We start from the raw sequence: 20773 nt of genomic DNA on the forward strand, positions 1-20773 counted from the left end.
AGTATAAAAAGGGTGGCTTTGGCTGCCCTTTTTTGTGGCCGCTGCCGTTACACTACAGAACTCATGCCCGCCAGGATCTGTCTGAAAACAGGTCGCGCGAGGCGACCAAAATTGTCCAGGAGTAAAGCATGCGTAATCTGATCATCAGCGCCGCTCTCGTCGCTGCCAGCCTGTTCGGCTTCACCGCCCAGGCTGCCGAAGCACCGGCCGCCCCTTATGTCGAGCTGGCCAACCCGGTGCCGGTGGCAGAGCCTGGCAAGATCGAAGTGGTGGAGCTGTTCTGGTACGGCTGCCCGCACTGCTACTCCTTCGAGCCAGTGATCAATCCCTGGGTTGAAAAACTGCCATCCGATGTCAACTTCGTGCGTATTCCGGCCATGTTCGGCGGCCCGTGGGATGCTCACGGTCAGATGTTCCTGACCCTTGAAGCGATGGGCGTCGAGCACAAGGTTCACGCTGCGGTATTCAACGCGATTCAGAAAGATCGCAAACCTCTGACCAAGCCGGAAGACATGGCCGACTTCCTTGCCACTCAAGGCGTCGACAAGGACAAGTTCCTGGCCACCTTCAACTCGTTCGCCATCAAAGGGCAGATCGTCAAGGCACGTGAGCTGGCCAAGAAGTATGAAATCACTGGCGTTCCAACCATGATCGTCAACGGCAAATACCGCTTTGACGTCGGCTCTGCCGGTGGCGAGAAAGAAGCGCTGCAACTGGCTGATCAACTGATCGCCAAAGAGCGAGCGGCCAACAAGGCAGCTGCCAACTAAGCGCGGTAATCGCCATGCACCGCTGGGGCACCGAACGCATCGTTGGCCTGCATGATCCGCAGGTCAACGAGCATCACCTGGAGTCCACGGGCCTGCCCGCAGACCATCGTCTGCGCTTGCTCAGCTTCAACATCCAGGTCGGCATCAGCACCGAGCGCTATCGGCACTACCTGACCCGCAGCTGGCAGCATCTGCTGCCGCACACCGGGCGCTCAGGCAATCTGCAAAAAATCGGCGACCTGCTTGGCGACTTCGATCTGGTCGCCCTGCAGGAAGCCGATGGCGGCAGCCTGCGCTCAGGCTACGTCAATCAAGTCGAACACCTGGCCCACCTCGGCGCCTTCCCCTACTGGTATCAACAACTCAATCGCAACCTCGGCCGACTGGCCCAGCACAGCAATGGCGTGCTCAGTCGCCTGAAGCCGTGGGCGATCGAAGATCATCCGCTGCCCGGCCCGAAAGGTCGCGGCGCGATCCTGCTGCGCTTCGGCGAAGGCCCAGAGGCGCTGGTGGTGGTGATGATGCACCTGGCCCTCGGCGCCCGGGTGCGCAGCTTGCAACTGGCCTACATTCGCGATCTGATCGGTGGCTACAAGCACCAGATATTGATGGGCGACATGAACACCCATGCCAGTGATCTGCTACAACACTCACCGTTACGCGATCTCGGCCTGCTGGCCCCGCAGATGGAAGCGACGTTCCCCAGCTGGCGGCCGCAGCGTTGCCTGGATCATATTTTGCTCAGCCCGACCCTGACCCTGGAAAAGGTCGAAGTGCTGGCTCAACCCATTTCCGATCACCTGCCGGTCGCGGTAGAGATCCGTCTGCCGGGTTCGCTCACGGCCGATGCATTGCCCGCGATGAGTCCTGCCCCTCGCGGAACCCCTGAATGAGCGACGACGCCCAGCGCTGGAAAGAGAAGTACCTTAAAAGCATCGAACAACAGGACAAGCTCGAACGTCGCTGGGCCGCCCGGCTCGACTTGCTGCGTCGCGGTCTGGTGCGCAGCACGCTGGCCGCTGAAGGCACCGACAAAGTCGTTGATCAGTGCATGAAAGAGATGCGCGACGTGGTGCGCACCGACGACATGGACGCCGGCCTCGCTGCCCTGCTGCCGCGCCTGGAAAAAGCCGTGCTCGACTCCGAGCAGCGTCGCGAGACCCGAATCGATCAGGTCAGCACCGCGCTGACCGCACTGGTCACCCAACTGCAAGCCTTGCCGCTGCCTCGGGAAGTCGCTCAGCCGCTGAAAAAATTCGCCAAGCAACTCGACAGCCGGGTCGGTCAGGCGCGGGAAATGCCGCTGCTGCTGAGCGAACTCAGCGGTTTGCAGGGCAAGGCGCTGAGCCAGCTGGAAACGCCGGCCGAGCCGGACCGTCCGGGCTTTCTGCAGCGTTTGTTTGGCAGCCGCGACAGTGAAGAGGCAACAGCCGCGCCACCGGCCCCGGATCAGCCTCAAGCGCCTGCGCCACCCAGCGCGGGACCTGCGCCAGAGCCCGTGCCCGCGCCAGTGCCGACAAAAACAATCGAACCCGTGCCGGTAGCGCCGCTCACCGCAGAGACCATCGCGCAACCACCGGAGGCTGAGCTTCAGCAAACGCCAGCCGTGCAACCCCAGGCCGAATCGCCCGTGGTTTCATTTGTGCCACCCGTGGTTGCTGTCGAGCCGATCAGCGAACCCGCTGCCGCGCCCGCACTGCCGGCAACCGAACCGGAAGTCGCGCGGCCGGCCACCCCGATCACATCACCAGCGCTGGTTGCCGCGATCAACCCCGACGAGTTGATCCACCCCGGTGACAGCCCGACACCGTTGCTGCTCGACAGCCTGCCCCTGCCCGAACCGATCGCCCAGGCCCTGGCCGCTATCGATCCGGAGCAACCCGAGCAGGATATTCTGTACGCCCTGCCCGACTCGCCGGAGCCGTCCTACAGCTCGGTGGCCAAACACATTGAAGACACGCTGATCGGGCTGCTCGACGACCTGACCTTGCCCGAGCGCCATCGCCCGCAGGCCGAGGCGATGCGCGACCGCTTGAAAAATGGCCTGAACTGGTACGAACTGCTGCCGATTCTCGACGATCTTGCGACCTTGATGCTGGCCATCACCGACAGCGGCCAGCACGAGTTCGAAGCCTATCTGCAACAACTCAACGAACGCCTCGAAGCGTTCCAGAGCAACTTGCAGGCCGCCAGCGAGGGTCACGCCGACAACAGCTCGGCGGCGCGGGCAATGGACACGCAGATCCGCGAGCAAGTCGACGGCTTGCAGACCAGCATGCAGGAAGCTGCCGATCTGGATGACCTCAAACAGGTGCTGGAGAACCATCTCGAAGGCCTGCTCGGCACCATGGACCAGCACCAGAAACAACGCGATGCCCGCGAGCAGGAAGTGGCGGCACGTCTCAAGGGGCTGGCCGAGCGCGTGGCGCACATGGAGCAGGAAGCCCTGGGTTTCCGCGAACACCTGGAAGAACAACGGCAGAAAGCCCTGATCGATCCGTTGACCGGCCTGCCCAACCGCGCCGCCTGGAGCGAACGGCTGGAACACGAGATCAAGCAGTGGCAGCAACACGGCAACACCTTGAGCCTGGCGATGCTCGACCTCGATCATTTCAAGCGCATCAATGACAACTACGGCCATCTGGCCGGCGACAAGGTACTGAAGATCATCGCCACCGTACTGCGCAAACGCCTGCGCGGTGCAGATTTCATTGCCCGCTTTGGTGGCGAAGAATTCGTTCTGCTGCTGCCGGCGACCACGCCGGCCGTGGGCGCTAAACTGCTGGAAAGCCTGCGCGCGGCGATCGAAGCCTGCCCGTTTCACTTCAAGGGTGAACGGGTGACGATCACCATTTCCATGGGCCTGGCGTCGTTCAGGACGGGAGAACACAGCGATCTGGTGCTCAAAAGAGCCGATCAGGCGCTGTACCGCGCGAAAAATGGCGGGCGTAACCGGGTCGAACTGGGCTGAGCAATTGTTCCATTTTGTTTAAATCAGCTCGTCGGCCGTCGAGACGCAAGGCAGTACGTTACACTGTTGCATTACTGTCTTGCGTGTACTGCCTTCTACCATGAAATTTTTTGCCCTCCTCGCGGCGCTGCTCGTTCTGGCCGGTTGTGCCAGCGCCCCGCGTTACGACACCAGCCATCCCTCGGCCAATCACGACAGCCGCGTGCAGTTCGTGATCGTGCATTACACCTCTGCATCGCTCGCCCGTTCGCTGCAGCTGTTGACCCACGGCGAAGTCAGCAGTCACTACCTGATCGGCGACGACAAAAGCGCCACCATCTACAAACTGATGGATGAAAACCAGCGTGCATGGCATGCCGGGGAAAGTCAGTGGCAGGGCCGCACCTGGCTCAACTCCAGCTCGATCGGCATCGAAATCGTCAATCCGGGCTTCAAGGACACGCCGACCGGGCGCCGCTGGTTCCCGTACAGCGAAGCGCAGATCCAGTCACTGATCGTTCTGCTCAAGGACATCAGCCAACGCCAAGGCATCAGCCCGCGCCATATCATCGGTCACAGCGACATCGCCCCCCTGCGCAAACTCGATCCCGGCCCACTGTTCCCGTGGAAACGTCTGGCTGCCGAAGGCCTGGGCGTATGGCCCAATGAACAAGCGGTGGCCCGCCAGCAGGCGCAGTTCAGCGCCGAACTGCCGAGCATCAGCTGGTTCCAGGAACAGCTGGCGCGTGTCGGTTACGACACTCCGCAAACCGGCGAGCTGGATGTCGCGACCCGTCATGTACTGGCGGCGTTCCAAATGCACTTCCGACCTTCGCGTTTCGACGGTATGCCGGACGCGCAAACAGCCGCATTGTTGCTGGTACTCAACCAGACAAAATAATGACGCCCGCCCGACGGTCAGGGCGAAACCTTAATCAGCAGCTATAACTCATTGGTAATTCTTCGGATATTCCATGATGGTTGCTACCCGAGCGACGCTGCGTAGCTGGTTCTATCGCCCGTGGTTTTTGGCGATGATCGCGGCTGTCCTCAGCGCTGCGCTGCTGATCACCGGTGGAATGTTCTTCGCCATTCACCAGATCGAACAAAACGAGAGCCAGGAGATGAACGCTCAGGGCGAGCGTTTTCTGGCTCGACTGGAGCAACTGTTCGGGCAATTGCGCGAAAGTCTCGACGACCTTGAGGCGCAGCCGTTGCGCAGTTGCGATGACGAAATGATCGCCACCCTGCAACAGGTCACCTTCAACTATCGCTTCGTCTATGAAGCGGCCTACATGGACGGCAAGCGAATCTGCTCCAACCGGCCCCGGCAAGAAGGTCTGTCGGTCGTCCGTGCGCCGGACATCAAAGGCCCGACTTACAGCTACTGGCTCAACACAACCACCGAACCCGATGAAAACCGCGCAGCCCTGATGCTCGGGCGCGGCAATTTCCGCGTAGCCACATCCCGAGGGCATTTGACTGACATGGTCGACCTGCCACCGGACAGCAGCCTGCTGGTGGTGCTCGATCACGGCAAGCGAGCTATTCCTGTACTCGGCAAAGCCCAGGCATGGCCACCGACCGAGGCCTGGCCGCCAAAAAGCCGCGAGGCGCTGCAAGTCACCCAGTCACGGCTGATCTACCGCATGCCAACTAAAAATCCGGAATACCAGTTGGTGCTGATCACGCCACGAACCGGCATGCACATTCCCACCGCCTGGTGGTGGATGGTGCCGGTCTTCCTGCTGCTTGGAGCGTTGTCGGGGTTCCTGGTGTTTCTGCTGGTGCGCCAGCGTCAGTCGCTGGACGCCGAGCTTCAGGGCGCGATTCGTCGCGGCGAACTGCAAGTGCTGTATCAGCCGATCTTCGACCTCGACAACCGCAACTGCGTGGGCGCCGAAGCCCTGCTGCGCTGGCGCCGGCCGGACGGTACGTTGACCAGTCCCGACCTGTTCATCCCCATGGCGGAAAACACCGGGCAGATTCGCCAGATGACCGATTTCGTCCTGCAACGGCTGCTTGAACAACTGGGGCCGGTGCTGCGCGCCAACCCGCAACTGTATATCTCGGTCAATCTTGCCGCGTGCGACGTGATGGTGCCGCGCATCGGTCAGGTCATGGCCAAGCTGTTGACCCTGCACCGGGTCGCGGCGCGGCAGATCGCCTTTGAGGTCACCGAACGCGGGCTGATCGATGTGGTGGTGGCGCGGGAGAACCTGCAAGCCTTGCGTGATGTCGGCCACCAGGTGCTGATCGATGATTTCGGCACTGGCTACTGCAGCCTCGCCTATTTGCAGACGCTGCCGGTGGATTGCCTGAAAATCGACAAGGCCTTCATCGATGCCCTCGGCCATGACGCCGCCAGCAGCGGCGTTGCTCCGCACATCATTCACATGGCGCAGGCACTGGATTTGAAAGTGATCGCCGAGGGCATCGAGCACGAAGCACAAGCGGTGTTTCTCAGCAGTGAGGGGGTCAAGTTCGGTCAGGGCTGGCTGTTCGCCCAGGCACTGAGCGCGGTGCAGTTCATCGAACTGATCACCCGTGGACGGCGCCTCGCCGGGCGCCGCCTCGACGACGAAGCCTAGACCGCCAGCGCCATGTAGAACTGCGTGCCCTGCCCCGGCCGCGAATACACGCCCATCCGCCCGCCATGCAACTGCACAATTTCCTTGCACAGTGCCAGGCCAAGGCCGGCGCCGCCCTTCTTGCGCCCGACCTGCACGAACGGTTCGAAAATCCGCCCCTGCTGCCCGTAGGCAATGCCTTCGCCGTTGTCTTCGACGCTGATGATCACCCGCTCGCCATGCCGACGCGCTTGCAGGCGGATCTGGCCGTCGCGGGCGGTATGACGCAGGGCATTGTCGATCAGGTTGTCGAGCACCCGTTCAAGTTGCGCCTGGTCGGCCTGCAGGCGCGGCAACGGCCCCTGCACTTCGACGTTCAAGGCAATGCCCTTGGCCGCGGCCGAATCGGCGAAACGCGACTGCGCCTGCTCCAGCAAATCTTCGATGGAACACGGCGCCAGGGTGAGTTTCTGCAAACCGTTCTGATAGCGCGAGAAGTTGAGCAAGTCGTTGATCAACTGCATCAGGCGCTGCATCTCTTCGTTGACCGTGTCGAGCAGGTCCGCCTCGCGTGACTCCGGGGGAAACTTCGCCCGCTCGCGAAACAGGCCGAACGCCATGTGCATGCCGGTGACCGGCGTGCGCAGCTCATGGGAGGCGCGCAGCACGAACTCGCTGCGTACCCGTTCGAAGGCGCGCTGCTCGGTGACGTCGTGCAGCACCATCACCGCGCCAAGAATATGCCCCTGGGTGTGGCTGACCGGAGTCAGGCTATAGGTCAACAAGCGTGATTCGCCATCGACCTCGATGCTCAAATCCTCCGGGGCGCGCTCAAGGCTGCCGCCGCGCAGCACCAGTTGCAGTTGCGCATCAAGCTCCGGGCGCTCAAGCGCAGTGCCAAGGCCCTGCCCCAAGCGGTCACTGTCCCAGCCCAACTGGCGCTGGGCCACCGGATTGAGGTGCTCCAGATGCCCTTCGCGGTCAATCATCAGCAAGCCGTCGTCGATGCTGTCGAGCACCGCCTGCAAGCGCTGCTGACCGGCCAGCAGCTCGTCGATATTGGTCGCCTGATGCTCGCGCAGCGCCTCGGCCATGAGGCCGAAGCGCTTGGTCAGCTGGTTCATTTCCATCGCCGAGGAAATCGGCAGCGTGACTTCGAAATTGCCCTGGCCGATGTTGTCCGCCGCTTGCGCCAGCGCCTCGATCGGCGCGCCGAAGCGCCGGGCAATCGCATGGGCAGTGACAAACCCGATGATCAACACCGCCAGCCCTACCAGTCCGAGCAAGCCAGAGACCAGGAGCGCCCGCTCCCGGGCGTCATGCTGTACCGCGTTGATGTTGTCCAGCGCATGCTTGTGTTCGGCGATCAGACCGTTGCGCAAGGTGTTGAAGCGCTCTCTGAGTTCGCTGTTGCCACTGAGCACGTTGCCGGGGTCACGCGACTGCTCGAACGCCTGGAGAAAACTCAGGTAGTCGGCTTTGGCCTGAGTAAACCCGTACTGTCGGCCATCGCCCTGCGCCTCCTGCGAAATGCCTTCATCGAGTAATTGCAGGTAATGCTGCTTTGACGCCTCGAACGCCGCGGGATCGGGCTTTTCAGCCAGCATCAGCACCAATTGGTCGCCGAGGGTCTGGCGCAATTTGAGCCCCAGATCCAGGGTCACGAAGTTGCTGCGGATCGTCGCTTCCTGAGTACCGGCCATCTGCATCACGCTGACCAGCCCGAGCAACAGCCCGAGCAAGGCAACCGTGATCAGCGCAGAAATACTCAGGAACAAGCGAGTGCGCAACTTCATCGCCAGCTTCATCGTCGGGCGCTCACAGGTTGTACTGCTTGCGTTTGCGATACAGGGTCGACGCATCGATGCCCAGGGTTTTCGCCGCCTGATCGAGGGTGCCTGCCGTCGCCAGCACCGCGCCGATGTGGGCTTTTTCCAGCTCATCGAGACTCAGCGCCGCGCCGACCCGTGGTGCGTTGTTCGCCGGTTGCTCGGCCATGCCCAGGTGGCTGATTTCCACGCGTTCCTGCGGGCAAATGATGCTCGCCCGCTCCACCACGTTGCGCAGCTCCCGGATGTTGCCCGGCCAGCGATAACCCAGCAGCGCCTCCCGCGCCTCGTCACTGAAGCCCCGGGCCGGACGCGCGTACTCTTTGACGAAGCGCGCGAGGAAACGGTCAGCCAGGGTCAGAATGTCTTCGGCACGCTCGCGCAGTGGCGGCAGATGCAGGGTGATCACGTTGAGGCGATACAACAGGTCTTCACGGAAGCGCCCGTCGCGCACCATGTCCTCGAGGTTGAGGTTGGTCGCGGCGAGAATCCGCACATCGGCGCGGCGGGTCACCGGATCCCCTACCCGCTCGTACTCCTTGTCCTGAATAAAGCGCAGCAACTTGGGTTGCAATGTCAGCGGAAAATCGCCGATCTCGTCGAGAAACAGCGTACCGCCGTCAGCCTGATTGACTCGACCAAGCGTGCTTTCACTGGCGCCGGTAAACGCACCGCGACTGTGACCGAACAGCTCGCTTTCCATCAGCTCGGCAGTCAACGACGGGCAGTTGATGGTCACGCAGGATTTCTTCTCACGCTTGCTCCAGCCGTGAATGGCCCGTGCCAGTTCGCCCTTACCCGTGCCGGATTCGCCGAGGATAAGGATGTTGGCGTCGGTACCGGCGACCTGACGTGCTGTTTCCAGCACGACTTTCATCGCCGGGCTGTGGGAGTCGAGGCCATCCTTGGGTTTGCGGATCTCGCCTTCAAGGGCTTCCAGGCGCGCCGAGAGCTGGCGCACTTCCAGTTGCTTGGCGGTGGCCAGACGCAACTGGTCGGGGCTGCACGGTTTGACCAGATAGTCGGCGGCGCCCGCCTGGATCGCGTCCACGGCGGTATCGACTGCCGAGTGCGCGGTGACGATCACCACGCGCATCCACGGCGCCTGAACGCGCATCTGCGCCAGTACATCGAGACCGTTGTCTTCACCCAGACGCAAATCAAGGAAGCACAGGTCGAACACCTGGCGTTGCAACAATGCCTCAGCCTGGGCCGCGCTGTTGGCGGTGGCCACCGTATAACCTTCGTCTTCGAGGCAGTAACGAAAGGTTCGCAGGATGGCGGACTCGTCGTCCACCAGCAGAATGCGGCCTTGATGCTCAGTGGCAGATTCCATTTTTCCTACGCTCCATAGTGATTGATCTTGGGTTAGTCCCGGAAAAATCGGGCAAGTTGCATGGTTGATTCTGAACGATGCGAGCCATAGGAGGGTAGCTCTCTCCTGCCTTAACGGCCAATCCATTGATTTTGTTGAGTTTTTAAACAATCACCGATTTGCAGGGGGTTCCCTGCGTACTTTTCTGACATCCGGGACGTGCTCTCAATTCAATAAGAATGAAATCTCCTACGAAATAATCGTGCATTCCGCACGACCGTAGACGACCCATCGTGCAGGATGCGTCCGTCGCTGAATTTTCACCACTTATAACTCATTGATTTTATTGAATATTTTTCAAATAAAAAACTGGCATGCAGCCTGCAATAGCTCATTCAGCCCGGGCAGATTCCACTGCCCCCACCGAATAAGAGTGAGGAACCCAGGATGACTCGCCAACGTGCCGCCCAAGTGCGTATCTCGCCACTGCATATTCAGCAAGGCCTGTTTGGCGTACTTGCGCTGTTGATCACCCTGATCGCTTGCCAGCAATACCTGAGCTGGGAAAACAGCCAGAAGCCTGAGCCACTGATCTCGATTCAACACAGCACGCAGACGCACTTCAGCGCCGTCAGCAGCAGTCAGGCCGAAAGCGCCTCGATGCGCATGATGGATGTCGATCAGCCACAGCCGCTGGATCAACTGCCACGTGAAGAGCGCTGGGTTTTCTGACGAACCGAAGAATTCGGGCGCATCGCGCCAGAACACGCAATATCCCTAAATAGAGAAGTAAGGAGAATCACCATGTTGAGCTGGGCAATTACATTCTTGATCATTGCCATCATCGCCGCCGTACTGGGCTTCGGTGGTATCGCGGGCACCGCCACGGGTATCGCCAAGATTCTCTTTGTCGTGTTCCTGGTGATGTTCATCGCTTCCTTCTTCTTTGGCCGTCGCGGCCGAGGTTAACGATGATTGCTTTAAAGACACTGGCAGCCGCCCTGCTTCTGGGCGGTAGTGCCATGGCGATGGCGGCCAATGATGGCCAGGCGCGGGTCAACGAGCTGCTCAGCTCCGACCCGCAATACCGGGAAACCTGGCAAGGCGTTGTGAAGCACGAAGAACGCCTGCCGGAATGGGTGATGAACCTGTCCGGCACGCCAGACCAGCAGATGAATGCCGTGACTGAAGATGGCGACAAGTATCTGGTCGGGCCGCTCTGCGAATCCGCAGACAAGTGCCTCAACCACCGCTTGATCGTGGCTTTCAGCTTCGACAAGAAAGATGCGTACGCCATGCTCGTCGATGTGCCCGAAGGACTGCCGGCCGACAAGTCGCCCACGCGACATGCCACCTACCGCTTCCTCGGCAAACCGGATCAGGGCATGCAGAACCTGTTGATGGAAACGTTGAAGAAAGATCCGAACTGGTACTGATTCGAACATGAGGGCAGCGCCCCGCTGCCCTTTATTGCGCCTGCCCGAGGAAGGCCGGCGCATGACCAGGGGGCCGGGACGTTCTGACTGTTACAGGGTCGGAGTGACCTACGGGTACAGGGAGTGCCTGCGCGAGGGCCGGGTCAGGGTAAAAGCTGCGACGCAGGTTCGCCGACCCACAGCGGTTCGACGGACTTGCGCTGAGCTTTGTCCGATGCAAAAACATTGATCTAGAGCGTCCTGCTCGTCTTTTAATGCCTCACACTGCGCGCGAAAACATTTCGCGGTGTTTCCTGGCGACCGTATATCGAGAAAGAGTCCCTTTAAACAGTGGGAGATCTAGTCTGCAAATGTAGGCTTTTTCCTAAATTTTCCGACGAATTCACTCGTTCAAAAAATAACCAACCTCGGCTGTAATGGCCGGTTCACGGCACTTATGCCGGCTGAAATGTCGTAATCGAACCGGTTGGGACGCCAGTTTCATTTAAAAAAGCTCATGCCGATTCGGCATAGGGTAGGCGTTTACGGCATTAGACGGCGCAACCTTGCATCGGAATAGTTGCGCCTTTTTTCGCCTGCCGAAGAGCCGTAAACACGCGCTTCGGGGCACCTTATACGGAGGCAGATGCACAGACTTTTCCGCTGAAAGAGCGTTCCAGTTCCTGCATGTGCCTGAGTCAAACGCAAGTAAGGGTAAAGATAATGAAGAAGGCAAAACTCAGCCTCGCCTGGCAGATCCTCATCGGTCTGGTATTAGGGATTGCAATCGGAGCGTTGCTCAACCACTTCAGTGCCGAGAAAGCCTGGTGGATCAGCAACGTCCTGCAACCGGCAGGCGATATCTTTATCCGTCTGATCAAGATGATCGTGATCCCGATCGTCATCTCTTCCCTGATCGTCGGCATTGCTGGCGTGGGCGACGCCAAGAAGCTCGGGCGTATCGGCCTGAAGACCATCATCTACTTCGAAGTCGTCACCACCATCGCGATCATCGTCGGTCTGGTGCTGGCCAACGTGTTCCACCCGGGCGCCGGCATCGACATGAGCACCCTGGGCACAGTGGATATCTCCAAGTACCAGGCGACCGCCGCCGAAGTGCAGCATGAACACGCGTTCATCGAGACCATCCTCAACCTGATCCCGTCGAACATCTTCGCGGCCATGGCCCGCGGCGAGATGCTGCCGATCATCTTCTTCTCCGTGCTGTTCGGTCTCGGTCTGTCGAGCCTGCAGTCGGACCTGCGCGAGCCGCTGGTGAAGATGTTCCAGGGCGTCTCGGAAAGCATGTTCAAAGTCACCCACATGATCATGAACTACGCCCCGATCGGCGTGTTCGCCCTGATCGCGGTGACCGTGGCCAACTTCGGCTTCGCCTCGCTGCTGCCGCTGGCCAAACTGGTGATCCTGGTTTACGTCGCCATCGCCTTCTTCGCCTTCGTGGTGCTGGGCCTGATCGCCAAGCTGTTCGGCTTCTCGGTGATCAAGCTGATGCGCATCTTCAAGGATGAGCTGGTCCTGGCTTACTCCACCGCCTCCTCGGAAACCGTGCTGCCACGCGTCATCGAGAAGATGGAAGCCTACGGCGCACCGAAAGCCATCTGCTCCTTCGTGGTACCGACCGGCTACTCGTTCAACCTCGACGGTTCGACCCTGTACCAGTCGATCGCCGCGATCTTCATTGCCCAGCTGTACGGCATCGACCTGTCGATCAGCCAGCAACTGCTGCTGGTGCTGACCCTGATGGTCACCTCCAAAGGCATCGCCGGCGTACCGGGCGTGTCCTTCGTGGTGCTGCTGGCGACTCTGGGCAGCGTGGGTATCCCACTGGAAGGCCTGGCGTTCATCGCCGGTGTCGACCGCATCATGGACATGGCGCGTACCGCACTGAACGTGATCGGCAACGCCCTGGCAGTCCTGGTTATCGCGCGTTGGGAAGGCATGTACGACGACGCCAAGGGCGAGCGCTACTGGAACTCCCTGCCGCACTGGCGCAGCAAGGAAAAACTGCCGGCTGGCGAGATCTCCAAGCCATAATGCAAACACCCTTGTGGGAGCGGGCTTGCTCGCGAAGAGGCCGGCACATCCAACAATTATGTTGATTGACACACCGCCTTCGCGAGCAAGCTCGCTCCCACAGTGACTGATGCAAGCCTTACCGACAAACCCCGGAGCAATCCGGGGTTTGTCGTTTCTGGCGACCCCGCTATCATTCGCCGCATCTTCCGGGGGATTTGACTGATGCTTAATGGCCTGTGGCTTGGCTTCTTCGTCGTGGCGGCAATATCTGCGCTGGTGCAGTGGCTGGTCGGTGGCAACGCCGGGATTTTCGCGGCGATGGTGGAAAGCATTTTCGCCATGGCCAAACTCTCGGTCGAGGTCATGGTGCTGCTGTTCGGCACGCTGACCCTGTGGCTGGGCTTTCTGCGCATCGCCGAGAAGGCCGGGATCGTCGAATGGCTGGCCAAGGTGCTCGGCCCGCTGTTTCTGCGGCTGATGCCGGAAGTCCCGGCCGGTCATCCGGCACTGGGCCTGATCACCCTGAACTTCGCCGCCAACGGTCTGGGGCTGGACAACGCCGCCACGCCGATCGGCCTCAAGGCGATGAAAGCGCTGCAAGAGCTCAACCCCAGCACGACCATCGCCAGCAACGCGCAGATCCTGTTCCTGGTGCTCAACGCCTCGTCGCTGACCCTGCTGCCGGTGACGATCTTCATGTACCGCGCCCAGCAAGGCGCGCCGGACCCGACCCTGGTGTTTCTGCCGATCCTGCTGGCGACCAGTTGCTCGACCATCGTCGGCTTCCTCTCGGTGGCGTTCATGCAGCGCCTGCGTATCTGGGACCCGGTGGTGCTGGCCTATCTGATTCCCGGCGCACTGATCCTCGGCGGCTTCATGGCGCTGCTGGCGACGATGTCGGCCACAGCGCTGGCCGGGCTGTCGTCGATCCTCGGCAACCTGACGCTGTTCGGCCTGATCATGCTGTTCCTGGTGATCGGCGCGTTACGCAAGGTCAAGGTTTACGAGGCGTTCGTCGAGGGCGCGAAGGAGGGCTTCGACGTCGCCAAGAACCTGCTGCCGTATCTGGTGGCGATGCTCTGCGCGATCGGCGTGCTGCGTGCTTCCGGAGCGCTGGACTTCGGCCTCGACGGCATTCGGCATCTGGTGCAGTGGGCCGGTTGGGACACGCGTTTTGTCGATGCGTTACCGACCGCGATGGTCAAACCGTTTTCCGGCAGCGCCGCACGGGCGATGCTGATCGAGACCATGAAGACCTCCGGCGTCGACAGCTTCCCGGCACTGGTCGCGGCGACGATTCAGGGCAGTACCGAGACCACGTTCTATGTGCTGGCGGTGTATTTCGGTGCGGTGGGGATTCAGCGAGCGCGGCATGCGGTAGGTTGCGCACTGCTGGCCGAACTGGCCGGTGTGCTCGGCGCGATTGGCGTCTGCTACTGGTTCTTCGGTTAACCCCAAGAGCTTCGGGCAACCAATTTCTCTGTGGCGAGGGAGCTTGCTCCCGCCGGGGCGCGAAGCTGCCCTGAAAGATGGGGCTGCTACGCAGCCCAGCGGGAGCAAGCTCCCTCGCCACAAAAGCAATTTTGATAGATCAGGGTCTCTGAGGTGCGAGCTTCTGGCCTTGGTCGACGGCCCAGGCGACAACCTTGGCCGTCAGCCGATCACTGGCCTGCCCAAACCCCGCCACCACCGCCGGCACCTGCACATCGTTCAACGGCTGACGCTCTTCGAAGCGGCGGCTGGCGAGGATCTTCTGGTCATAGCCGCGCACCAGCAGCGCATCGACGCGCACCACGACGCTGGCCTGATTGCCCTGATACTCGGTCTGAAACGCCTGCAAATTGCCGCCCAGTTCCAGATCCGCGGCGAAGTTGCTGTCATCGGTACTGAGCAGCGTCACCCGACCATCCCGGGCAAAGCCATCCAGCAGACGATTACGCACCAGCACCGGCGCCGGATCGCTCCAGCGCGAAGCCTTGTAGCTGCTGATCACGTCACCCTGGGGAATCACCGCGATGTTCGGCCGGTTCAGCGCTTCGCTGGCCTGCAACTTGTTCAGGCGCAGCGACCAGTGCTGGGTCGCCGCTGAGCTGGCCGAGGCGGGCGCTTGCGCGGCGGGCAGGCGATAGACGTCCGAAGGCTCGGCCTTGGGCAGGATCGAGCACGCCGAGAGCAGCGAGAAACTGGCGAGGAGAGCGAAGTGAGTCAGCTTCATGGGGTGAATTCCTTGTTCTTGTCACTGCCCAGCAGGTAGCCGCTGGGGTTGGCCTCAAGGCGTTGCGAAATGCCGCGCAGCGAAGTCAGGGTTTCGCGCAGTTCGCGGATCGCCGGGGCCAGGCCATTGAGGCCCTGCAGGCCGTTGTCGAGGGAGTTCTGGTTCTTGCTGAGCAGGCCGTTGATGGTGGCGCTGCTTTGCTCCAGCGACTTCATCGCCTGCTCGGCACTGCCCAGCGCCTGCTTGCCCTGATCGTTGAGCAGGCCGTTAGCGTTGCGCATCAACGCCGAGGTTTGCTCGAGCATGCTGCCGGCCTGCTTGCCGACGCTCGCCAGTTGCTGCATGGCCTGGCGCAGGTCGCCACGCTGATCGTTGATCGAACCGGTGGTTTGCTCCAGATGCGCCAGGGTGTTGCTGACGCGCTCGACGTTCTCCGGGGAAAACATCTGGTTGGCATTGTTCAGCAGGGCGGTGATGCCGGTCATCAGGTCGTTGCTGTCGTTGAGCAGCCGGGAAATGGGCGAGGGCGCCGCGACGATGGTCGGCAATTCGCCGTCATGTCCGCGCAGTTTCGGGCTCTCCGGGGTGCCGCCGCTGAGCTGGATGATCGAAGTGCCGGTGATCCCGGCCAGCGCCAGTTTGGCCTGGGTGTCTTCCTTGACCGGGGTATCACCGCCCAGACGAATCCGCGCCAGCACCCGGCGCGGGTCTTTCGGGTCGAGACGCAGGCTGACCACGTCACCGACCTTGATCCCGCTGTACTGCACCGGGCTGCCCTTGGACAGGCCGCTGACCGCCTCGTTGAACACCACTTCGTAATCCTTGAACTCGCTGTCGACGCTGGACTTGGCCAGCCACAGGCCGAAGAGCAGGGCGCCTGCCACGACAATCACTGAGAACAGGCCGATCAACACATGATGGGCTCGGGTTTCCATGTCAGACCTCGTTGAGCAATTTGGCGGCGTCCAGCGCCGAGCGGCCGCGCGGGCCGTGGAAGTATTCGTGAATCCACGCGTCGTTGGTTTCCGAGACCACATCGATCGGGCCGGCCACCAGCACTTGCTTCTGCGCCAGCACTGCCACGCGGTCGGTGATGGTGTAGAGCGTGTCGAGGTCGTGGGTTACCAGAAACACGCTCAGACCCAGCGCGTCACGCAGGGTCAGGATCAGTTGATCGAACGCTGCCGCGCCAATCGGGTCGAGGCCGGCGGTGGGTTCGTCGAGAAACAGGATGTCCGGATCCAGTGCCAGCGCTCGGGCCAGTGCGGCGCGCTTGATCATCCCGCCGGACAGCGACGCCGGGTATTTGTCCGCCGCCGACAGCGGCAACCCGGCCAGCGCCAGCTTCACCGCCGCCAGATGCTCGGCGTCGTTGCGGCTCAGGCCGGCGTGTTCGATCAGGGGCAGGGCGACGTTTTCGGTGACGGTCAGCGAGGAGAACAGCGCGCCTTTCTGGAATAGCACGCCGAAACGTCGCTCGACCAGCGAACGTTCGTGCTCGGACAGGCTCGGCAGGTTCTGGCCGAACACCTTCACGTTGCCTTCACTGGGCCGGCGCAAACCGACAATGCTGCGCAGCAGCACCGATTTACCGCTGCCGGAACCGCCAACCACGGCGAGGATTTCGCCTTTGTACAAATCCAGATCAAGGTTCTCGTGCACGCTCTGGCTGCCAAAGCGATTGCACAGGCCACGGACTTCGATCACCGCCTCCGAGGGCGCGCGGGGTAGACGACTCACCAGCCCATCTCCATGAAGAACAGCGCAGCCACCGCATCGAGCACGATCACCACGAAAATCGACTGCACCACGGCGGAGGTGGTGTGTGCGCCGACCGATTCGGCGCTGCCGCTGACCTTGAAGCCTTCCAGGCAACCGATCGTGGCGATCAGGAAAGCAAAGATCGGCGCTTTCACCAAGCCGACCAGAAAGTGCTGAATACCGATGTCGCTTTGCAGCAGCGAGAGGAACATCGCCGGCGAAATCCCCAGCGACACCGCGCACACCACGCCGCCACCAATGATCCCGCAGAGCATCGCCAGAAAGGTCAGCATCGGTAGCGCCACCAGCATCGCCAGTACCCGCGGCACCACCAGCAACTCCATCGGATCGAGGCCGAGGGTGCGGATCGCGTCGATCTCCTCGTTGGCCTTCATCGAGCCGATCTGCGCGGTGAACGCACTGGCGGTGCGCCCGGCCATCAGGATCGCCGTGAGCAGCACACCGAACTCACGCAGGAAGGAGAAGCCCACCAGATCCACGGTGAATATCGTCGCGCCGAAACTGGCGAGCACCGTGGCGCCGAGAAACGCCACCACCGCACCGACCAGAAAGGTCAGCAGCGCCACGATCGGCGCAGCGTCGAGACCGGTCTGTTCGATGTGGGCGACGACGGGGGTGATGCGCCAACGCTTGGGGCGCAGCAGATTGCGGGCGATGGTTTCGAGGATCAGGCCGATGAAGCCCAGCACTTGCAGGGTGTCCTGCCAGACCGTTTCCACCGCGCGCCCGATGCGGGTCAGCAGTTGCACGCTGACGCTGATTTCCGGCTCCTTGATCGGCACGCAGAAGTCGGTCAGCGAGCGATACACCGTTTGCAGCAGCGCGCGGTCAGCCTGGGAAATCGTGCAGTCAGGGTGTTCGGCGGATCTGCCCAGACGCTCGGAGCCGAGCAGTTCCACCAGCAACGAAGCGCCAGCGGTGTCGAGCGCGCCGAGGCTGTTGAGGTCGACCACGGTATTGGCGTCGTACTGGCCGTGGAGTTTTTCGGTCAGGTGCTTGAGGTCGGCGTAATGGGCAAGCGTCCAGTCCCCGGAAACCCGCAGACGGGCAGGGCTGATCGAGGTGTCCAGCTGGGCATTACCGCTCATTGAGCTGCTGATCATAAGCTCCGTGCTTGTTCGGCTAAATACGCTGGCATACGTAATAGCACGAACCGGATTACTTTTCTTTGATCGCTGTGCTGTCGGTCACTTCGAAACGCAGCACGCCGATCACCTGACCGTCCTCGGTCAGCACCCGCACCTGCCACTTGCCCGCCGGGTTGCCGGGGAAGTTCTGCTTGTGCGTCCACGCCCGGTAGCCTTCCTTGCGCCCGCCGTGGATGTCGAGGGCGATGCGGTCGACTTCCTGACCGTTGAACTGCCACACATGGTAGATCCGCTCATCCAGCCCGCGCGGCGCATTGATCGCGGTGTAGGCGTAGAGACCGCCGTTGCGGATCTGCTCGGCGCTGACCTGTTCGAGGCTGTCGCCCGGGGTGCGATCCTGCAACTGGGTGCTGATCGCTACGTCGGTCATCCACAGCGTCGCCGGCGGCACCCACGAGCGCAGGGTCCAGCCGACCGCGCCGATGCCGACGGTAATGCACAGGATCGCCAGCGCGTTGCGCACCGTGCGGATCGGGAAGATCGACGCCAGGCTCGGGAATGACAGCACCACCGCCGTACCCAGCGCCCATTTGAAACTCTGCGCGGTGGTCAGGTGCATGATCACCGGCAGCGCGGTGAGCAGGGCGGCGAACAGGGTCAGGGTGTGCAGCGCGAGAAACGCCCAGCGCCGTGGCGCCAGCCATTTGTAATAGAGCGGATCGACAATCGAGATCAACGCGGCGATGCACAGCAGCCCGGTGAAGATCAGTTGGCCGCTGTTCCAGGTAGTGGTGATGAAGAAGAACGGCAGGACGAAAAACAGGCTTTCCTGATGGATCATCTGCGTCGCGTAACGCAGCAGCGGCTGGGGGATTTCCCGCTTGAAGATGCGCGTGAACAGGCCGGTCAGGGTGTTTTCCAGCATCAGCCAGATCCAGCTGAGCAGCATGATGATGGTGATCCAGCTCGCCAGCCCCTGCTGGCGGTCGACCAGAATGAAACTGCCGACCCCGGAGATGAAACCGCCAAGCGCAATCACCCCGGGATAGCGCTTCATCAGCTCGAGAATACGCTGGATCAGGAGGGGGATTTTCGGCATGTGGGCGGTTCACGACTGGATAGGAAAAAACCTCGACAGAGTACCGTCCGCCGGGCGACGTGGCGAGGCTCCCGGTCAGTAAAATCACCACAGATCCCTGTGGGAGCGGGCTTGCTCGCGAAGGCGTCGTATCAGTCGGTGCATGTGTTGCATGACACACCGCATTCGCGAGCAAGCCCGCTCCCACAGGTTCAGTGTTCGGCTGGCTTACGACGGTGCAAGCGCCAGCCAATCAGCCCCAGCAGCACCACGCCCAGACCGCCGGCAATCAGCCACAACACCTCATCATCACTGAGCAACGGTTTCTCGATCCGCAGATACCCCGGTTGCAGCAGCAACTCGCGCATGGCCTTGTTCGCCGTTTCCAGCGTCACGCCTTGCAGCTCACGGGCGGGGTTGGCGAAGCGGCCGTCTTCGTAGTCGCCCAGCGCGCTCCAGTAGTAATCGGCCATCGCGCTGTTTCCTTGCACAGCCCAGGCCTGATGGGCGATGGCGGCTTGTTTGATCCGGGCGAAGGTGTCCGGGTCGAGGCCGTTTTTCAGCAGATCGGCCTTGAGGTCTTCCAGCACCTGTTGGGCTTCGGCGAGGTCATCGCGATCCACATCGGCGTTGAGGCTCATGAACCCGACCCCGCCAAACACTTCGCGCTCGGCCCACGGCCCGTAGGACAAACCATGGTTCAGGCGGATCTGCCGGTACAGCGCCCAGTCGAGGTAGTCCTTGAGGATGTCGAAGGTCTCGTCGTATTGATCGTCGAGCATCGGCTCCGGCACCAGCCAGTGCAACTTGGCGCTGTCGCCGATGAAGCCGCGGGTGAGGGTGCGTTCATGGGCGGCGCTGGTGCGGATGTCCGGCAGCTCACGGTGCTCCGCCGGGTCCACCGCTTCGAGCGCGCCCCAGGTGCGTTCCAGATAGGCTGGCAGCAGTTTGTCGAGCTCGCCGACGACGATCAGGGTCATGTTGTTCGGCGCGTACCAGGTCTTGCGCACCTTCTCCAGTTGCTTCTGGGTCAGATGGCCGACTTCAGCGCGTTGCGAGCATTTCAGACCCAGTTCCACCGCCAGTTGATTGCTCGCGGTGTGGCCCAGATCCTGGCGGTCGAGGAAGCGCTGCAGGCGCGTGTAATGGCCGCCGTCCTCACGCTCGACCACCCGTTTGGCGGCGTTGATCGCGTTGTCGTCGATGCGGGTCTGGGTCAAAAGGTCGAGCAGCAGGTCGAGCACCTTGCGCTGGTTCTTCGCCGGGGCCTCGATGACGAACGTGGTGTCGGCGTTGCTGGTGAACGCGTTCCACTCACCGCCCAGCGCCTGCATGCGCTCCTCGAGGCCGCCTTCGCCCGTGGCATCGACGCCGCTGAACAGCAGATGCTCAAGCAGATGCGGCAGCTCTTTTTCATCGCAATCGAAATCGTCGAGACCAACGCCCACCACCAGACGAATCGCCACATGCCCGCGTTCGGTGCCAGGCTTGAGCAACAGCTGCAAACCGTTGGGCAGCGCATAGCCTTCGACCTGAAATCGATCAACAGCGAAGGCGGGCAGGGAACCGAGCAACAGACAGGCGAACAACAGGCAACGCATAACAGGCTTCCATACGGCTGATTTGGAGATCCGTGTCGTCAGTCAGGCCCTCATCGCGAGCAGGCTCACTCCTACATTTGAAACGCGTTCCCCCTGTAGGAGTGAGCCTGCTCGCGATAGCGC

General features: G+C 61.6%; 18 protein-coding genes and 1 pseudogene. 11 read left to right on the forward strand and 8 right to left on the reverse strand.

Annotated features, from left to right (window positions below; translation table 11 throughout):
- Window positions 1-128: 128 nt before the first annotated feature.
- The 5 genes from LCH64_RS15660 to LCH64_RS15680 all read left to right on the forward strand — a co-directional run bounded on the left by LCH64_RS15660 (window position 129) and on the right by LCH64_RS15680 (window position 6311).
- Window positions 129-770 (forward strand): thiol:disulfide interchange protein DsbA/DsbL, encoded by a 642-nt coding sequence (locus tag LCH64_RS15660; protein WP_226500695.1) that lies wholly within the window; start codon window positions 129-131, stop codon window positions 768-770.
- A 14-nt stretch (window positions 771-784) separates the two neighbouring features.
- Window positions 785-1663 (forward strand): endonuclease/exonuclease/phosphatase family protein, encoded by an 879-nt coding sequence (locus tag LCH64_RS15665; RefSeq protein WP_226500696.1) that lies wholly within the window; start codon window positions 785-787, stop codon window positions 1661-1663.
- The gene (locus LCH64_RS15670) at window positions 1660-3741 is read left to right on the forward strand and encodes a GGDEF domain-containing protein (protein ID WP_226500697.1); all 2082 of its coding nucleotides are present in this window, start codon (window positions 1660-1662) and stop codon (window positions 3739-3741) included. Before LCH64_RS15665 ends, LCH64_RS15670 begins: the two co-directional genes overlap by 4 nt.
- A 100-nt stretch (window positions 3742-3841) precedes the next feature.
- Window positions 3842-4621, forward strand: coding sequence for an N-acetylmuramoyl-L-alanine amidase (locus LCH64_RS15675; protein WP_226500698.1), 780 nt, complete (start codon window positions 3842-3844; stop codon window positions 4619-4621).
- A 76-nt stretch (window positions 4622-4697) separates the two neighbouring features.
- The gene (locus LCH64_RS15680; RefSeq protein WP_226500828.1) at window positions 4698-6311 is read left to right on the forward strand and encodes an EAL domain-containing protein; all 1614 of its coding nucleotides are present in this window, start codon (window positions 4698-4700) and stop codon (window positions 6309-6311) included.
- On the opposite strand, the gene LCH64_RS15685 is transcribed toward LCH64_RS15680, so the two are convergent.
- On the reverse strand, window positions 6308-8098 hold the full coding sequence (locus LCH64_RS15685; protein ID WP_226500699.1) for a KinB sensor domain-containing domain: 1791 nt from the start codon (window positions 8096-8098) through the stop codon (window positions 6308-6310). The two genes, LCH64_RS15680 and LCH64_RS15685, sit on opposite strands and share 4 nt — an antisense overlap.
- Window positions 8099-8108: 10 nt before the next feature.
- Entirely contained in the window at window positions 8109-9455 is a 1347-nt protein-coding gene (gene algB, locus LCH64_RS15690; RefSeq protein WP_003220286.1) for a sigma-54-dependent response regulator transcription factor AlgB, read from the reverse strand.
- Between the two features lie 426 nt (window positions 9456-9881).
- On the opposite strand from algB, the gene LCH64_RS15695 reads away from it, so the two are divergent.
- The 5 genes from LCH64_RS15695 (at window position 9882) to LCH64_RS15715 (ending at window position 14338) form a co-directional block, all read left to right on the forward strand.
- Entirely contained in the window at window positions 9882-10166 is a 285-nt protein-coding gene (locus LCH64_RS15695; protein ID WP_047297449.1) for a hypothetical protein, read from the forward strand.
- Between the two features lie 72 nt (window positions 10167-10238).
- Window positions 10239-10403, forward strand: coding sequence for a DUF1328 domain-containing protein (locus tag LCH64_RS15700; protein WP_003177151.1), 165 nt, complete (start codon window positions 10239-10241; stop codon window positions 10401-10403).
- Window positions 10404-10405: 2 nt separating this feature from the next.
- Window positions 10406-10870 (forward strand): inhibitor of vertebrate lysozyme family protein, encoded by a 465-nt coding sequence (locus tag LCH64_RS15705; protein WP_003220283.1) that lies wholly within the window; start codon window positions 10406-10408, stop codon window positions 10868-10870.
- A 702-nt stretch (window positions 10871-11572) separates the two neighbouring features.
- Complete coding sequence (gltP, locus tag LCH64_RS15710) at window positions 11573-12904, forward strand: glutamate/aspartate:proton symporter GltP (protein ID WP_003220280.1); 1332 nt, start codon at window positions 11573-11575, stop codon at window positions 12902-12904.
- 204 nt (window positions 12905-13108) lie between these two features.
- The gene (locus LCH64_RS15715; RefSeq protein ID WP_103483973.1) at window positions 13109-14338 is read left to right on the forward strand and encodes a spore maturation protein; all 1230 of its coding nucleotides are present in this window, start codon (window positions 13109-13111) and stop codon (window positions 14336-14338) included.
- A gap of 139 nt (window positions 14339-14477) precedes the next feature.
- Here LCH64_RS15715 and LCH64_RS15720 read toward each other — a convergent pair whose 3' ends face one another.
- From LCH64_RS15720 to LCH64_RS15740, 5 genes are read right to left on the reverse strand one after another with little or no spacing between them, the layout of a single operon-like run.
- Complete coding sequence (locus LCH64_RS15720; protein WP_226500700.1) at window positions 14478-15101, reverse strand: ABC-type transport auxiliary lipoprotein family protein; 624 nt, start codon at window positions 15099-15101, stop codon at window positions 14478-14480.
- Complete coding sequence (locus LCH64_RS15725) at window positions 15098-16036, reverse strand: MlaD family protein (protein ID WP_103483975.1); 939 nt, start codon at window positions 16034-16036, stop codon at window positions 15098-15100. The genes LCH64_RS15720 and LCH64_RS15725 overlap by 4 nt, the downstream gene beginning before the upstream one ends.
- Window position 16037: 1 nt before the next feature.
- On the reverse strand, window positions 16038-16841 hold the full coding sequence (locus LCH64_RS15730) for an ABC transporter ATP-binding protein (RefSeq protein ID WP_003220273.1): 804 nt from the start codon (window positions 16839-16841) through the stop codon (window positions 16038-16040).
- A complete protein-coding gene (locus LCH64_RS15735; protein WP_226500701.1) occupies window positions 16838-17986 on the reverse strand; it encodes an ABC transporter permease in 1149 nt (382 codons plus the stop codon). The genes LCH64_RS15730 and LCH64_RS15735 overlap by 4 nt, the downstream gene beginning before the upstream one ends.
- Before the next feature lie 55 nt (window positions 17987-18041).
- Window positions 18042-19070 (reverse strand): DUF5924 family protein, encoded by a 1029-nt coding sequence (locus LCH64_RS15740; RefSeq protein WP_201136157.1) that lies wholly within the window; start codon window positions 19068-19070, stop codon window positions 18042-18044.
- A gap of 93 nt (window positions 19071-19163) precedes the next feature.
- On the opposite strand from LCH64_RS15740, the pseudogene LCH64_RS28380 reads away from it, so the two are divergent.
- Window positions 19164-19262, forward strand: a pseudogene (locus LCH64_RS28380) (metal ABC transporter ATP-binding protein); the annotation flags it as partial.
- Here LCH64_RS28380 and LCH64_RS15750 read toward each other — a convergent pair.
- Complete coding sequence (locus tag LCH64_RS15750; RefSeq protein ID WP_226500702.1) at window positions 19262-20650, reverse strand: insulinase family protein; 1389 nt, start codon at window positions 20648-20650, stop codon at window positions 19262-19264. The pseudogene LCH64_RS28380 and the gene LCH64_RS15750 overlap by 1 nt on opposite strands.
- Window positions 20651-20773: the final 123 nt, after the last annotated feature.

This window comes from Pseudomonas sp. MWU16-30322 (assembly GCF_020515535.1).
Classification (GTDB): domain Bacteria; phylum Pseudomonadota; class Gammaproteobacteria; order Pseudomonadales; family Pseudomonadaceae; genus Aquipseudomonas; species Aquipseudomonas fluorescens_H.